The 14,353-nt window shown below is 72.7% G+C and carries 13 protein-coding genes; 11 read left to right on the top strand and 2 right to left on the bottom strand.

The window, feature by feature from the left end; all coding sequences use genetic code 11:
* The first annotated feature begins 277 nt into the window (after window positions 1-277).
* Complete coding sequence (locus ACFY2L_RS12750; protein ID WP_390822267.1) at window positions 278-2,329, top strand: fibronectin type III domain-containing protein; 2,052 nt, start codon at window positions 278-280, stop codon at window positions 2,327-2,329.
* A 68-nt stretch (window positions 2,330-2,397) separates the two neighbouring features.
* Here the strand turns inward: ACFY2L_RS12750 and ACFY2L_RS12745 are convergent, their stop codons facing one another.
* Window positions 2,398-3,591 (bottom strand): PP2C family protein-serine/threonine phosphatase, encoded by a 1,194-nt coding sequence (locus ACFY2L_RS12745; protein ID WP_390822266.1) that lies wholly within the window; start codon window positions 3,589-3,591, stop codon window positions 2,398-2,400.
* A gap of 231 nt (window positions 3,592-3,822) precedes the next feature.
* Between ACFY2L_RS12745 and ACFY2L_RS12740 the strand changes: the two genes are divergently transcribed.
* The 3 genes from ACFY2L_RS12740 (at window position 3,823) to ACFY2L_RS12730 (ending at window position 7,704) form a co-directional block, all read left to right on the top strand.
* Window positions 3,823-4,101: a GlsB/YeaQ/YmgE family stress response membrane protein gene (locus ACFY2L_RS12740; RefSeq protein ID WP_390656958.1), complete on the top strand. Its 279-nt coding sequence runs from the start codon at window positions 3,823-3,825 to the stop codon at window positions 4,099-4,101.
* 250 nt (window positions 4,102-4,351) lie between these two features.
* Complete coding sequence (locus ACFY2L_RS12735; protein ID WP_390656957.1) at window positions 4,352-4,549, top strand: DUF6229 family protein; 198 nt, start codon at window positions 4,352-4,354, stop codon at window positions 4,547-4,549.
* Between the two features lie 272 nt (window positions 4,550-4,821).
* Window positions 4,822-7,704, top strand: coding sequence for a type 2 lanthipeptide synthetase LanM family protein (locus ACFY2L_RS12730; protein WP_390822265.1), 2,883 nt, complete (start codon window positions 4,822-4,824; stop codon window positions 7,702-7,704).
* A gap of 92 nt (window positions 7,705-7,796) precedes the next feature.
* Here ACFY2L_RS12730 and ACFY2L_RS12725 read toward each other — a convergent pair whose 3' ends face one another.
* On the bottom strand, window positions 7,797-8,258 hold the full coding sequence (locus ACFY2L_RS12725; protein ID WP_390657135.1) for a flavin reductase family protein: 462 nt from the start codon (window positions 8,256-8,258) through the stop codon (window positions 7,797-7,799).
* A 355-nt stretch (window positions 8,259-8,613) separates the two neighbouring features.
* Here ACFY2L_RS12725 and ACFY2L_RS12720 point away from each other — a divergent pair, with 355 nt between their 5' ends.
* The 7 genes from ACFY2L_RS12720 (at window position 8,614) to ACFY2L_RS12690 (ending at window position 14,326) form a co-directional block, all read left to right on the top strand.
* Window positions 8,614-9,102: a sortase gene (locus tag ACFY2L_RS12720; protein WP_390822264.1), complete on the top strand. Its 489-nt coding sequence runs from the start codon at window positions 8,614-8,616 to the stop codon at window positions 9,100-9,102.
* A 105-nt stretch (window positions 9,103-9,207) separates the two neighbouring features.
* On the top strand, window positions 9,208-9,885 hold the full coding sequence (locus ACFY2L_RS12715; RefSeq protein ID WP_390656954.1) for a class F sortase: 678 nt from the start codon (window positions 9,208-9,210) through the stop codon (window positions 9,883-9,885).
* Window positions 9,886-9,957: 72 nt separating this feature from the next.
* Window positions 9,958-10,674: a GntR family transcriptional regulator gene (locus ACFY2L_RS12710; RefSeq protein WP_390656953.1), complete on the top strand. Its 717-nt coding sequence runs from the start codon at window positions 9,958-9,960 to the stop codon at window positions 10,672-10,674.
* Between the two features lie 36 nt (window positions 10,675-10,710).
* Window positions 10,711-11,877: an NAD(P)/FAD-dependent oxidoreductase gene (locus ACFY2L_RS12705; RefSeq protein ID WP_390822263.1), complete on the top strand. Its 1,167-nt coding sequence runs from the start codon at window positions 10,711-10,713 to the stop codon at window positions 11,875-11,877.
* Window positions 11,878-12,101: 224 nt separating this feature from the next.
* Window positions 12,102-12,650, top strand: coding sequence for a hypothetical protein (locus tag ACFY2L_RS12700; protein WP_390656951.1), 549 nt, complete (start codon window positions 12,102-12,104; stop codon window positions 12,648-12,650).
* A 168-nt stretch (window positions 12,651-12,818) separates the two neighbouring features.
* Window positions 12,819-13,706, top strand: a complete 888-nt coding sequence (locus tag ACFY2L_RS12695; RefSeq protein ID WP_390656950.1) for an NAD-dependent protein deacetylase — start codon at window positions 12,819-12,821, stop codon at window positions 13,704-13,706.
* A gap of 47 nt (window positions 13,707-13,753) precedes the next feature.
* Window positions 13,754-14,326 carry a TspO/MBR family protein gene (locus ACFY2L_RS12690; protein WP_390656949.1) on the top strand — a complete coding sequence of 191 codons (573 nt, stop codon included), beginning with the start codon at window positions 13,754-13,756 and terminating at the stop codon, window positions 14,324-14,326.
* Window positions 14,327-14,353 lie beyond the last annotated feature (27 nt).

Below are 14,353 nucleotides of genomic sequence, written 5' to 3'. Positions count from 1 at the left end.
GTTTGGGGGGGGGGGGGGGGGGGGGGGGGGGCCCCCCCCGGGCCCGGGGCGGGCCCGGGGGGGGGGGGGGGGGGGGGGGCGGGGGGCCCCCCCGCCCCCCCCCCCGCTCCACGGCTGACGCCGGGCTGAGGCCGACGCCCAGGGAGCGTCCGTGGGAAAGGTGAGAGGCGGGGCAACCCTGTCCCCTCCTCATGGGTCACACAGGCGTCACCTGTGGCACCCGTGTCACCCGTGTCACCTGTTGCCCATTGGTCCGGAAGGGGCCCTGCTCTCTGTGATGACTCGTACCCGGCTGATCGCGCTGGCCGCGACGGCCGCCCTCGCCGCCACCGGCGGCCTGATCACCGCCGCCCCGGCCTCCGCGGCCGTCACCTGCGCCTCCCCCGTCTGGAAGGCGCAGTACTTCGGCAACTCCACCTTCAGCGGCACGCCGAAGCTGACCGCCTGCGACTCCGCCATCGCCGAGAACTACGGGTACGGCGACCCGGCAGGCGTCACGCTGCCCAAGGACAACTTCTCCGTCCGCTGGTCGCTCACCCGGGACTTCGGCTCCGGCGGCCCCTTCCGGCTGTCCGCCGCCACGCAGGACGGCATGCGCGTCTACGTCGACGGCGTGCGCAGGATCGACCTGTGGAAGAACGTGTCGACGACCGCCCGCAAGACCGTCGACCTGACCGTCCCGGCCGGCAAACACACGCTCCGCGTCGACTACGTCGCCTGGACCGGCCTCGCCCAGGCCGCGTTCACGTACACCCCGCGCACCGAGGCCGCCGTCGACACCGTCAAGCCGCTCGCCCCGACCGGCCTGACCGCCGCGTACGACCGGGACACGGCGAAGACCACCCTGCGCTGGGCCGCGAACAAGGAGATGGACCTCGCCGGTTACCGCGTGTACCGCCGGCTGGGCACCACGCAGTGGGCGAAGGCCAGCGGCTCGGCGCTGCTCACCTCTCCCTCTTTCGTGGACGCGACGCCCGCCACGGGACAGACCTTCCTGTACGAGGTCCGCGCCGTCGACAAGGCGGGCCGCGAGTCCGCCGGCAGCCTCGACGCCGCCGCCGCGACCGTGGACCGCACGGGCCCGGCGGCGCCGACCGGGCTCACGGTCGTCAGCGACGCGTGGTGGGCCACCCTGGCCTGGCAGGGGGACGCCGACGCCGCGACGTACGAGGTGTACGCCGCCTCCGCGGCCACCGGCCCGTTCGAGCTGTTGGGCACGACGACCACGACGTCGTACCGCACCGACGGACCCGTGAACACCGTCCGGTACTACCGGGTCCGCGCCCTCGACGCGCTCGGCAACCCGTCGGCGTACGCCGCCGTCACGGGTGACGGCGTCGACCGGACGCCGCCGAAGTCCCCGGCCTCCCTCGGCTCCGTCGTCCGCGTCGGCTACACCGACGTGTACTGGAAGCAGCCCGACGGCTTCTACGAGGACTTCGACAACGGCGGGACGTACCACGTCTACCGCTCGCCCGGCAGGACCCTCGACCCGGCCGCGCTCACCCGCGTGACGTGCGCCGAGGAGAGCGACGAGACCAGCACCGGCGGCATCTGCCGCGACCTGGACATGCCCGAGGGCACGTATGTGACGTACGCGGTCGCGGCGGTGGACCCGGCCGGGAACGAGTCGGTGCCGTCCGCCCCGCTCGTCGTCCGCACCGGCGACCGCGTCGCGCCCGGCCCGGTCACCGGCGTGCGGGCGACCCCACGCGCCGACGGCGTGCTGGTGAGCTGGGCGGCCTCGACCGAGGACGACGTCGAGCGCTACGCGGTCTGGACCGGCGCCCGGCAGGCCGACGGCACGGTCAAGTGGCTCGGCCTCAGTTCCTGCCGGGAGGGCACGAGCGACCCGCTCGCCGTCCTCTGCGGCGACCTGCCGGACGGCGAGACGTACGTGTACGCGGTGGTCGCCAGGGACCTCTGGGGCAACGCGCTGTCCCCGAGCGACCCGAGGGTCACGGTCGTCCAGGCCACCGAACTGGACCTCCGGCCGTCCGTGACGGTCACCCGGGACTGGGACCTCGGCAGCATGGGCTACGGCACCGTGATCGGCGGACCCGACGAGAACGGGCCGTCCGTCAACTGGCGGTGCGACAAGACGGCGGAGTGCGACACCGTCGCGGGCTACCGGATCAGCCGCTGGAACGCGGCGACGAACGCGTACGAGCCGCTGCACGAAGAACTGCTGCCGGCGGAGACCCGTGCCTACACGGACACCACGGCCGCCCGGGGGACCACGCACTTCTACACCCTGGAGGCGGTGCGCGCCGACGGCGGCGTCGCGGGCACGCACGTGTGGAGCTGCGTCTTCCAGGACCGCGTCTAGTCGGGCGGTGTGACCGGGGCGGGGGTCGGGGGGCTGGAGCCGAAGGTGCCGTCCAGCCCAGGCCGGCTTCAGGGGTTCACGCCCGGTCTCGTTCCGTCCGGGCGGCGAGGGTTGCCGTGCCAGTCCAGTATCAGGACCGTGGCGTCGTCCTTGAGGTTGCCGTGGCAGGCGTCGAGCACCGCGCCGGTCAGGCTCCGGACGGCTTCTCTCGGATGCAGCGCGCGGGTGTCGAGGACGACCGAGGCCAGGTCGACGGCTGCGGCACCGCGCTCCTGCATGCCGTCGGTGAGCAGCACCAGGCGGTCCCGGGGCCGCAGTTGCAGTTCCTGCAAGCGGTAGGAGATGGGTGCCGCCACACCGAACGGGAGGTTGACGGCGAGTCTGACCTCTTCGACGGTGCCGTCGCGCAGCAGCAGCGGCCAGGGATGACCGGCGTTGATGAGTTCGCACCGGCCGGTCTGGAGGTCGACGCACAGCAACTGGCCGGTGGCCAGGCCGCGGCTGTGGCTCAGCAGGGCCTGGTGCGCGTGGTGAGCTTGGTTGAGGGCGTTATAGCCGCTGCGACGGGCCCGCCGCAGTGCGCCGACCAGCAAGGTGGCCAGCAGGGCGGAGTTGGTGTCATGGCCCATGGCGTCGGTGATGGACAGGTGCAGGGTGTCGCCGTCGAGGGTGTAGTCGTAGGTGTCGCCACCGATGTCGTCCGCCGGGATCAGCCCGCCGGCGAGGGTGAACTGGTCGGCCTCGCAGCAGGCGGCCGAGGGAAGCAGTTGGTGCTGGATCTCCGCGGCCAGACTGGTCTCGGTGGTGCGACGGCCCAGGTGGTAGAGGTCGGTGAAGCGGCGGTCGGTGACGATGATGTAGGCCAGTGCGTGTGCCGCGTCGCGGACCTGTCGCAGCACGGTGTCGTCGGCGGTCGGCAGGGTCACCTCCAGGACGCCGATGCAGTCGCCGCGGTTGGTGACCGGCGTGATGACACGCTGTCCGCCCTGCCCGTCCGGTTCCGCGTGCTGGCGCTGGCTCTGCAGGACGCTGTCGTAGACGCTGCCTCGCAGGTCGATCGGCTCCGTACGGTCCGCTCCATCGCCGCCGGCCGCCGCGAGTCTCACCAGTCGCCGGCCGACGAGGTCGACGAACAGGAAGGACACGCGCTCCGCACCGAATCGCTTTTGCAGGTCGCGTGCCACCACTTCGACGGACTCACCGGGCGGGGCCGCCTCCGCAGCGGCCAGCAACTCGCCCAGTTCCAGATCTTCACCCTTCACGACAACCTCCCATCGGCTGTCGCAACTTTTTCCCCGAGTTCCCGCAACATCACCCCATGTGCCCGTGCTGTCTGGTCAGGTGGGCGCCCGGCCAGGCCCGGATCCCGGCGTCACACCGGCCCTTTCGACCGGGGACCGGCACGACTGTGAGGAAGAGGAGACGTTTGTTCGGACGTAATGGGTGCACACGATGAGTTGACACAGTCTTTATATGGAGAGCGGAGACGCACCATGGGCATCATCGCGTGGATCATCATCGGCCTGCTCGCCGGCGCCATCGCCAAGGCCCTCATGCCGGGCAAGGACCCCGGCGGCATCATCGTCACCATGCTCATCGGCATCGTCGGCGGTCTGCTCGGCGGCTGGCTCGGCAAGGTAATTTTCGGGGTCGACTCCCTCGACGGGTTCTTCGACCTCTCCACCTGGATCGCCGCGATCGCCGGCTCCGTCATCCTGCTCCTCCTCTACCGCCTCGTCACCGGCAACCGGCACTCGCACCGGCACGCCTGACCCGCTGAGGCACACGCCTCCGGCACGCCTGGACGGCTCCCTCTCCTGTGCGCAGGACGGGAGCCGTCAGCATGTCCCGGGAGGCGGTGCGGGGCGGACGCCGCGCGTCGTCCCGTCCGTAACGGTGATGGCGTCACGCCACGCCGGCACCACCTGACTGTGGCCGGATTAGCCGTCTGACGGATGTTCGAACGCGGCGATACTCGGGGCTGGGCAATCCGTCCCGAATTTCCGTCTCCGGAGGCCGCTGATGCCACAGATCAGTGTTCACAACGCCGTGCTCGAGGCCTGGCTGTCGGGTGCCGAGAGCGCGTACGGACAGGTCAACCCCGCCGGGCCGCTCTACGTCGGTGGCGCCGCCGCCGAGGCCGCGCTCACCGATCCGAGCGACTCCCTCTACGGCTTCTGTTCCAGCCCGAGCGGGTCACGCGGCAGTTGGTGCTGCTGATCGTCTGAGTCACGTGCGCGGCCCTCGGCGGAGGGCTCTCCCCTGTGCAATGCCTCCTCCGGGGCGCGTGGTCGGCCGTCGCCCGCGGGCTGAGCCTCTGCGCGGACGCCCGCAGGAGTGAGGTGGAACGACGGGAGTGGGGGAACCGCACCGTACCGGAACGCGTACCGCCGCTGGGGAGCGGGGTCGTCCGGGGTGGGCGGCGCAGTTCCCCTCTCCTCCTCCGGGCGCCTCGGCAGGCGGGCGCGCGTACCGCGGAACAGGGACGGTGGATGGTGAACGGATCGGCTCCGGTGAAGCCGGCGGACGAGGACGAGACCGAGTGGTTCGCCCGTCCCGTACGCACCCTCGGCCGCCCGTGGCGTGAGGAACTCGCCCAGCGGCTGGCGGACGTGGACTCCCTCAGCGCCCAGGAACGGGACGTCGTCCTGGAGGCCGGTCACACCGCGCTGCTGAGGTCCCTGCACGCGAAACTGTCCCGGCTGTTCCTGATCGAACTGCACGCGCTGCGCATCGCGGCGGACGGTGTGCCGGCCGGTCAGGCGGAGGAAGCCGCCGGATCCGACACGGCGACCTGGGCCGCGTTCATCGAGCAGGCCGCCGAGGAGGGCTATCTCGACCGGCTGGCCGGCCGCTATCCCGTCGTCGGCCGCCGGATCGCGTCGGTCGCGCAGCTGTCGGTGGCCGCGACGGCCGGCTTCGCGGAGCGGTTCGCCGCGGACCGGGAACTCCTGCGGCCGCTGTGCGGCGGGTCCGCGGGACGGCTGCGCGCCGTCAGCTTCGGGGCGGGCGACACCCACCGGGGCGGACTGACCGTCAGCCGGGTCGATGTCGACGACGCGAGCGTCATGTACAAGCCCCGCTCGTCCCTCATCGACGGGGCGCTGGGCTCCCTGCTGGAGGACGTGTTCGCCGACTTCGCCGACGCCCCGGCGCCGCACGAGCGCATCCGGGTCCCGCGGACGGTGGCCCGCGAGGGGTACGGCTGGGCCGAGTTCGTCCACCACCGTTACTGCGCCGACGACGCGGAACTCGCCCTGTTCTACCGCAACATCGGGCACTGGCTGGCCGTGCTGCGCTTGGCCGGCGGCACCGACATGCACGCCGAGAACATGATCGCGGCCGGCCCGGTCCCGGTGATCGTCGACGCCGAGACGCTCTTCGACACCCCCGCTCCGTTCCCGCCCAGCGGGTGCGGCGACGCGGTCGACGTGGCGGCCGCGGCGATCCGGCGCACCGTGCTGCGCACCGGACTGCTGCCGGTGCGCGGTACCGGTTTCGCGCTCGGCGGGGTCGACATCTCCGGGGTCGGGGCGCTGCCCGGCCAGCAGCCGCTGATCCCTCACCCCGTGATCGCGGAGGGCGGAACCGGCGCCGCCCGCTTCGAGGTCGACCTGGTGGCCATGCCCACCGCGGGCAACCATCCCAGCCCGACCCCGGTGCTGAGCGCGTACTGGGACCGGATCCTCGCGGGGTTCCGCGAGATGACCGCACACCTGCGACGGCCCGGCACGGACCCCTACGGACTGCTGCGCCGTTTCGAGGGCGTCCGGGCCCGCCGCATCCTGCGGCCCACCCAGGCCTACGTCGACATCGGCCGGATGCTGTGGCATCCGGCCTCGCTGCACGACGAGCCCAAGGCCGTCGAACGGGCCCGGGACATCCTGCGCCGCAACGCCGAGGTGCTCCCCGGCGCGCCCACCGACCGCGCGGCGATCGACGCCGAGATCTCCGACCTCCTCGTCGGCGATGTGCCGATGTGCACGTTCACCGTGGACAAGGCCGCCGTGGAGGCCACGCTGGAGGACTGGCACACGGCCGACCTGCCGTTGGAGGAATCGGTGATCCAGGACGCCCTGGTCGGCGCCTACCTCAACGAACGGTCGCTGCCCGGGCGGGTGCAGGCCGCCGCCCGCGATCCGCACGCCCGCGACCGGGAACGGCGCCGGCGCGACCTGGCCGCGCGGATGGTGCGGCGGCTGTGCGACGGTGCCGTGCGCGGCGCGGACGGCACCGTCACCTGGATCAGCCCCGTCTTCACGCCCGCCGGATGGTCCATCAGGGTGCTGCCCGCCGACCTCTACACGGGTCAGGGCGGCGTCGCGCTGGCCCTCGCGGAGTACGTGACCGAGGTGCGGGCCGGCCGGGCGGACGAGGTGCCCGGCGTCACGGACACCTTCAACGGGGCGCTACGGGTTCTGATCAGCACCGAGGACCAGACGCCCGTGCCGCCCTCGGCCGGGGCCTTCAGCGGTGCCGCGTCCCAGGTGTGGGCGTGGCTGGCCCTGCACCGGGTTCTCGGCGAGGGCTGGCTGCTGAGCAGAGCAGCCCTGCGGGCGCTGCCCCTGGCGCAGGGCCCGCTCGTCGCGGACGACGTCGAGGTCGACCTGCTCAACGGTGCCGCCGGCGCCGTCGTCCCGCTGCTCGGTCTGGCCGCCGCGACCGGACAGGACCGCTGGCTGGCCGCGGCCGCCCGCATCGGCCGCCGGCTGAGCCGACTGGCCGCCGTCGACGACGCGGGCGCCCGCTGGACCACCCGGCTCAACCCCCAGGGCATCGGCGGCTTCGCCCACGGGGCCACCGGCATCGGCTGGGCTCTGGCGCGTCTCTCGCTCAGCGAGGCGGGCACGGCCGCGGAACGCGAGGGCTGGAGACGCCTCGCCGAGCGGGCCTTCGCCTACCAGGAATCCCTGTGGCACCCCCGCCAAGGCAACTGGCTCGACGCCCGCGTCGGCGCCGAGGAGGACTTCTTCACCAGCTGGTGCCACGGCAGCGCGGGCGTCGGCATCGCCATGCTCGACCTCCACCGGCGCACGGGCGATCCCGCGCACCTCGACATGGCGCGACGCGCCGGCCGGGCGTGCGCCGCCGAAGGCTTCGGCTGGAGCCACACCCTCTGCCACGGCGACCTGGGACTCTGGGAACTGCTCACCGCCCTCGACCCCGCCGACACCGCCCATCTCGACGCGGAGATCCTCACCAGCCTCGAACAACGCGGCCCCACCGGCGGCCTGGCCCGCGAGGCCTTCTCTCCCAGCCTCATGGCCGGCCTCGCCGGAGTGGTCCACACCCTGCTGCGCATGAACCCCGCCGCCGGCCTCCCCGACCCTCTCCTCCTGGACGACGGCGCATCCGTCAGCCCGCCGCGTCGGTGACACGGCGGCCGGCTCCCCCGCCCGCCCCGATCCACCACCGCGCGACCGGTCCAGAAGTCGCCGCGGCGCAGCCGACACGGTCCCGGCCCCGGTCAGTCCACCGGGTGACCGGGGCTGATGTCGAGACAGTCGCCGAGCCTCAGCAGAGGTCCGTCGGCCCCTTCGCCCCACTGCACGGGCTCCACGACGAACCCCACGTGATCGCCCCCGTCGAGGTGCCCCTCGACGGTGCCGACGAACCAGGCGGCCGTGTCCTCCAGCACCACCGCCCCGCCGAGTGCCCGCGTCCAGCGCACCCGCGTGAACTTGTCCACCCGGTCCCCCGTCTCCCCGCCGAAGAGGGCCGCCAGCTCGTGCTGGTCGCGGGTGAGCAGATGAACGGCGAGGTGGCGTGCCGTACGGGCCACCGTGTAGGTGTGGTTGGCCTTGGACAGCCATACGACGAACCGCACCGGCCGCATGGAACACTGGGCGGAGAACCCGACCAGGCACCCCGACCGCTCCTCACCCGCGGCAGCCGTCACCACGCACATCTCGGGGTTCAGCCGGTTCATGAACGCGTCGACGTCCGGCACGACCTGACCTCCCGTCCACTGCTGCTCCGCCTCCACCGCTCCCGCACCGTTGCTCCTTCCGCCCTCGGCTCACCACACTGTTCCCCGCGAACGCCCCGCCCTCACCCGTGATCGTTAGGCTGTTCGCCGACCTGGGGCGATTTCACCTCCCTCTCGATTCCGACGTCCCTGACCTGTGTGAATGCCGGTGCCCCGTAAGCGATACGGCCGCCCGGGCGACGCGTGGGGCGATGCGTCCTGTTGCGGAGGTGACACAGCGTCGGTTGCCTCCTGAGTGGCGTACGACACAGGCGCCGCACAGACGAGCCGGACGCTGTTCCGTTGGAGGGTTCTCGTGGGCTACACACACGTCGGCATCGGGATCGGCCTGATGGCCGGTGCCCTGTTTCTGCAAACTCCCGTCGCCGCTGCTGCCGGTGACTCAGGTCTCGACATCCGTTCGCGGCAGACCGCCCACGGTTCCACGGTCACCGTCAGCACCACCGCCTGCGGGACGGAGACCTACGGCAAGGGCGAGTCCGAGGTGGCAGGGGCGTTCCACCTCTTCGAGGGCGCGAGCAAGGGAGTGCTCACCGGCGAGTTCACCGTGCCGGCGGGATCCTCGCCCGGCACCGACACCGTCACCGTCAAGTGCCCCCCTCGGACCAGGATCACGGATTCGTACGAGCTCACGGCACGCCGACCCGACGGTGCCGTCGAGGCCGGTTTCGGACAGTCGGGGAGCACGGCCCCGCAGCTCGCTCTGGGCGCGGCGCTGGTCGCCGCGGCCGCGGGGGGTGGGCTGGTGAGGCTGCGTCACCGCGCCAACACGAACCGGAACTGACCATCCGTATCGCCCGTCGGCTCCCGGGATGCCCCGTTCTCCCGGGAGCCGCGCGGGAAGCAGTCGCCTCCCCTGTCCCCCGCTGCGAGCAAAGACCCGACCGCGATGGCAACCAGGCACACCCCCCGCGCTTCCTCTTCGTCGTTCATCCCTTCGATCAAGCTTCTGGCCTGGACCTTCGTGGCAGGCGCGTTGCTGGTGGCCGGCGCGCTCCGCGACGACGAGCAGCCACCCCAGCCGTCGGCGGGCCAGGCCTTCTCCGCCCTGCCCGGCCCCACGGCGTACCGCACCGCCGCTCCGGCAGACCTCGCCGTCTCCCCGCTGCCGCCCGCCGAACCGCTCCGGCTCCGGATCCCCGTCATCGACGTGGACGCCCCCCTCACCACGCTGCACCTCGACTCCTCGGGAGCGCTCGAGCCCCCGCCCGCCGACCAGCCCGGCCTCGCCGGCTGGTACGGGGAGGGCACGGCACCGGGATCCGCCGGGACGGCCGTCACCGCGGGCCACGTGGACCTGCGCACCGGCCAACCGGGCGTCTTCTACGGGCTGGGCGCCCTGGCCAGGGGCGACACGATCGAGATCGACCGGGCGGACCGGCGTACGGCCGTGTTCACCGTCGACGCCGTCGAGGTCTACGACAAGGAACGCTTCCCGAGCGAGAAGGTGTACGGCAGCTCCGAGCGGGCCGAACTACGGGTGATCACCTGCGGCGGCGGCTACGCCGAGCAGACCGGATACCAGGGCAACGTCGTGGTCTACGCGACACTCACCGCGGTCGGCTGAGGGCACCGCCCCCGGCCCGCTCCCTGCCGTGGGAGACCTATTGACCGGCCAATTGGCTGATTGTACGGTCTTATGGTGACCGCGCCCCTCTACGTTCAGATCAGGCGAGAGCTCGAAGCGAAGATCCGGGCCGGGGAACTGCCCCCCGGCGCGCGGCTGCCGACCGAGAAGGATCTCTCCGCCGAGCACGGTGTCAGCCGTGCCACGGCCCAACGGGTCCTGAACGACCTGGCCGAGGCGGGCCTGGCGATCCGCCGGCGGCGCCACGGAACGTTCGTCGCGGACGTGACGCGGCAGATCAATCTGCTCACCTTCGTCACCCCCGCCGCGGCCGCGAAGGGCACGCCGGGCAGACACGAAGTCGTCTCCGCGCGGATCGTCAGGGCCGCCGACGCCGTCCTGGCCCTCCCCGGCGCCTCCGCCGACACGGCCGTGGTGGAGCTGGTCCGCCGCAAGCTCGACGTGCGCGAGGAGCCCCGGTCGGTCGAACGGCACGTGCTTCTCTTCGCCGTGGCCCCCGACCTGCTGAACGAGAACCTCGAGGACGTCGTCACCCTGCGGTATCTGCAGCGCAGAGGAGTGCCGGTCGACGCGATCCGGCTCTACCTCGACCCCGTGACCCTCGACGAGCGTGACGCCGCACTGCTGCACAGCGAGACCGGAACACCCGCGCTGATGAGGCGCAGGGAGTTGCGTGCCGAAGACGGAAGCACCGTCGAGGTGGTCACGACCCTCGTCCGTCCGGGAACCGCCGAGTTCTTCCTGGAGCTTCCGGTCCCCGGCCTCTGAGCAGCGTGTCGCTGCCGGAAAGGAGACGCGCAGACCATGAAGGTCATCATCATCGGTGCCGGTGTGCTGGGGGTGAGCGTCGCGAGGCAGCTCGCCGTCGCCGGCGAGGACGTCCTCCTGCTCGAACAGCGGGGAGCCGGCACGGGTACGACCGCGACCACCTTCGCCTGGATCAACTCCAGCCGGAAGCCCGACCCGGACTACCACCGCCTGAACCTCGCGGGGATGGAGGAACACGCCAGGCTCGCCGAGCGACTGCCCGGCACGCCGTCGTACTTCCCCAGCGGTGCCCTGCAGTGGGCGGACGCCGCGAACGAGGAGCGGCTCGCCGTCAACGTGGAACGACTGCGGTCCCTCGGCTACCCCGCTCGCTGGGTCACGCGTGACGAGGCGACGCGGATCGCGGGCGACCTGCGGATCCCGGCGGCCGTCTCGTCCTTCGCGCACTTCCCCGGTGAGGGATACGTCCTGCCGGACCTCTTCGTGAACAGCCTGCTGACGGACGCCGAGCAGCACGGGGCGACGTACGCGCTCGGCGAGGTCGTCGCCATCGACGACGGGCCTGGCGAAGTGGCCGTCACCCTGGCCGGAGGCGCGGTCCACCGGGGTGATCGAGTCGTCCTGGCGGCAGGGCGCTGGACGGAACGGCTCGCCGCACGGGCCGGGATCGACGTCCCCATGGTGACGGACACCGGGCGCGGGGCGCAGACCGTCGGGTTACTCGGGTACGCCAGGTCCCCGGCGCTCGACCTGCGCTGTGTGATCCACAGCCCCGGCCTCAACCTCCGCCCCGCGGCCGCCGGGCACACCGTCCTGCAGGCTCTCGACCTGAACGCCGACGTCGATCCGGCCGACCCTCCGTCCGTGGACGGGGAGATCGCGAGCACCCTCGCCCGGCGGTTCTCCGCGCTGCTCACCGGCCCGAGCCGGACACCCAGGATCGATCTGCGCGTCGGGCTGCGGTCACTGCCCGCGGACGGCCACACCGTCGCCGGCTATGCCTCCGCGCGGTCCCGCGTCTACTGCCTCGTCTCGCACAGCGGGATCACCTTGGCGCCGGTTCTGGGACGCCTGGTCGCCGCCGAGATGACGACCGATCAGGAACAGGACCTCCTGCGGCCGTTCCGGCCCACACGCTTCGCCGGTCTACGGCGCTCGGAGGTCGAGGTGGATCAGCACGCCACCGGTCTGGGCGACCAGTAGGCGACGGGCCGCACGCTCGTGGCCGCGGTCGCGCGTACGCGGCTCGTGCGGCATCCACCGCGGAAGCGGGGCGGGCGGCTCTCCGCGACTCCTACCAGATCAGGCACCAGTAGCCGTCGTAGGTACCCACGCCGATCCGGCTGACCCGCGGCACGAGTGCCGGGTCGGGGTCACCCGTGGCCGACAGCGAGCACGCCGGATCACCTACCGTCCCCGATGCGGCCATGCGGCGGGCAGCGGCCTCGGCCACGGGAGACGTGTACCAGACGGTGGTCGCCGGGGAACTGCTTCCGGCCGTCGGTGACTGCGTCGGTGTCGGTACCCGGGCCGGGGCCGAAGACGGAGCGGACACGGTCGGCGTCGGTCGTGGCACACCGGTCGCGGTGAGCGCCCGCTGGGGTGACCGGGTGGGGGTCGCGGGCGGCGTGGGCGCCGACGCCGTCCGCGGCACTCCCGAGGACTGCGAGGTGGGAGACGTGCCGCGTCCGGCCGACGCCTGGCCGCCGGGACGCGTCGGGTGCCCCGCTGTGGCCGTCGGCCGGGAGTCCCGGGTGTCCGTGGGTGAGGGACGCGTCGTACCGGTGGTTTCCGGAGCGGCCGTCAGGGAGGGCAGTGGGGCGAGCGTCGGCAGGGAGATGTCGCCCGAGGCCGAGGACGCCGGTCGAGGGGTGCCGTCCTCGGACGCTGTCAGCGCCCAGACGCCCACGCCGCCCAACGCGAGGACGGCTGCCGCGCCCACGATCCACGGCGACCTGCGCGGTGGGCGTCGGTGACGGCTCATGCATCCCACTGTCCGACTGCCCGCCGGTGTTCTCAAGCGGTGGGGCGGCGGAGCGGAGCCGGGGTCGCGCCCGCACCGGGGTCCGCGGGTGCGGCCGGAGAGCTGCCCGAGCCGTCCGTTCCTTCCCGGGGTGGCGCATCGTGTTCCGTACCCTGGCGGCATGCGCATGCGCCCCACTCTGAGCTGGACCCCCACCGGGGGGCTGTTGCCGGGCACCACGGATCTGGAGCCGGTCGTCGACGCCCTGGGCAGCGGCCGTCTGCTCGTGCTCAGCGGGGCGGGCATCTCCACGGAGTCGGGCATCCCCGACTACCGGGGCAAGGGCGGGAGCCTGAGCCGGCACACCCCGATGACCTACCAGGACTTCACCGGCAGCGCCCAGGCGCGGCGCCGGTACTGGGCGCGCAGCCACCTCGGCTGGCGCGCCTTCCGCGGCGCCCGCCCCAACGCCGGGCACCGGGCCGTGGCCGCGTTCGGGCGGCACGGACTGCTCGCGGGTGTGATCACCCAGAACGTCGACGGCCTGCACCAGGCCGCGGGCAGCGAGGACGTCGTGGAACTCCACGGAAGTCTGGCCCAGGTCGTCTGTCTGTCCTGCGGCGCCTTCAGCCCGCGCCGAGAACTCGCCCGGCGGCTGGAGGAGGCCAACAGGGGCTTCGCGCCGGTGGCCGCGGGAATCAACCCGGACGGTGACGCCGACCTCACCGACGAACAGGTCGGGGACTTCCGCGTGGTGCCCTGCGCGGTCTGCGGCGGCATCCTCAAGCCGGACGTGGTGTTCTTCGGCGAGGCCGTTCCGCCGCCGCGCGTCGAGCAGTGCCGCGATCTGGTCCGTGAGGCGGCCTCGCTGCTGGTCCTGGGTTCCTCACTGGCGGTGATGTCCGGGCTCCGGTTCGTCCGCGAGGCGGCCCGGGCCGGGAAACCGGTGCTGATCGTCAACCGGGACCCGACCCGGGGCGACCCGCACGCCCGCACCCGGGTGGCGCTGCCGCTGGGGGCCGCCCTCACCACCGCCGCCGCCCGGCTGGGCGTACCCCTCGACGATTGAGCGGTGTTTTCCGGTAGGGGCCGCCCAGCCGGGGAAACCCTGAAGGCATGAGGCTGATCAGCGAGCACGGCGGCCGGAGGCCGGGAAGGGCGTGGCTGCGCTTCGGCGCCTGCGGAGCGGCCGTGACGGCCACCGCGGTGGCGGGCGCGCGGGCCGTCGATGCCGACAGCGCGTGGTACAGGTCTCTGCGCAAGCCGGTGTGGCAGCCGCCGTCCTGGGCGTTCGGCGTCGTCTGGACACCGTTGTACGCGTCGATCGCCTACGCCGGCGGCCGGGCCCTGGGCAAGGCCTCCGACCGGCACGAACGCCGCCGCCTGGCCGCGAGCATGGCCGTCAACCTCGCCCTCAACGCCGGGTGGAACTGGCTCTTCTTCGGCCTGCGGAGCCCCGGGGCGGGCCTGGTCGGCACCGTGCTGCTCGACCTCAGCAACGTCGAACTCGTCCGCCGCACGGCCCGGACCGACCGGACAGCGGCCGCGGCCCTGCTGCCCTACGCGGCGTGGTGCGGTTTCGCCACAGCCTTGAACACCAGCATCGCCCGGCGGAATGAGAAGGAACATCGGCCCTCGGCCCGTTCCTCCACGACGACGGCGTCGGCTGCGGTGTCGCCGACGCACTGACGTACCGAAGCCCCTGGACCGGAACCG

The organism is Streptomyces sp. NPDC001381, assembly GCF_042895685.1.
Lineage (GTDB): Bacteria > Actinomycetota > Actinomycetes > Streptomycetales > Streptomycetaceae > Streptomyces.
This window is presented reverse-complemented; position numbering and strand designations above follow the sequence as displayed.

What these genes read in the sequence shown, in the direction of transcription:
- ACFY2L_RS12690 (WP_390656949.1), top strand. Translation starts at nt 13,754, where the DNA reads ATGAGGCTGATCAGCGAGCACGGCGGCCGGAGGCCGGGAAGGGCGTGG.
- ACFY2L_RS12710 (WP_390656953.1), top strand. Translation starts at nt 9,958, where the DNA reads ATGGTGACCGCGCCCCTCTACGTTCAGATCAGGCGAGAGCTCGAAGCG.
- ACFY2L_RS12725 (WP_390657135.1), bottom strand. Translation starts at nt 8,258, where the DNA reads ATGAACCGGCTGAACCCCGAGATGTGCGTGGTGACGGCTGCCGCGGGT.
- ACFY2L_RS12695 (WP_390656950.1), top strand. Translation starts at nt 12,819, where the DNA reads ATGCGCATGCGCCCCACTCTGAGCTGGACCCCCACCGGGGGGCTGTTG.
- ACFY2L_RS12740 (WP_390656958.1), top strand. Translation starts at nt 3,823, where the DNA reads ATGGGCATCATCGCGTGGATCATCATCGGCCTGCTCGCCGGCGCCATC.
- ACFY2L_RS12700 (WP_390656951.1), top strand. Translation starts at nt 12,102, where the DNA reads ATGCGGCGGGCAGCGGCCTCGGCCACGGGAGACGTGTACCAGACGGTG.
- ACFY2L_RS12715 (WP_390656954.1), top strand. Translation starts at nt 9,208, where the DNA reads ATGGCAACCAGGCACACCCCCCGCGCTTCCTCTTCGTCGTTCATCCCT.
- ACFY2L_RS12705 (WP_390822263.1), top strand. Translation starts at nt 10,711, where the DNA reads ATGAAGGTCATCATCATCGGTGCCGGTGTGCTGGGGGTGAGCGTCGCG.
- ACFY2L_RS12735 (WP_390656957.1), top strand. Translation starts at nt 4,352, where the DNA reads ATGCCACAGATCAGTGTTCACAACGCCGTGCTCGAGGCCTGGCTGTCG.
- ACFY2L_RS12750 (WP_390822267.1), top strand. Translation starts at nt 278, where the DNA reads ATGACTCGTACCCGGCTGATCGCGCTGGCCGCGACGGCCGCCCTCGCC.
- ACFY2L_RS12730 (WP_390822265.1), top strand. Translation starts at nt 4,822, where the DNA reads ATGGTGAACGGATCGGCTCCGGTGAAGCCGGCGGACGAGGACGAGACC.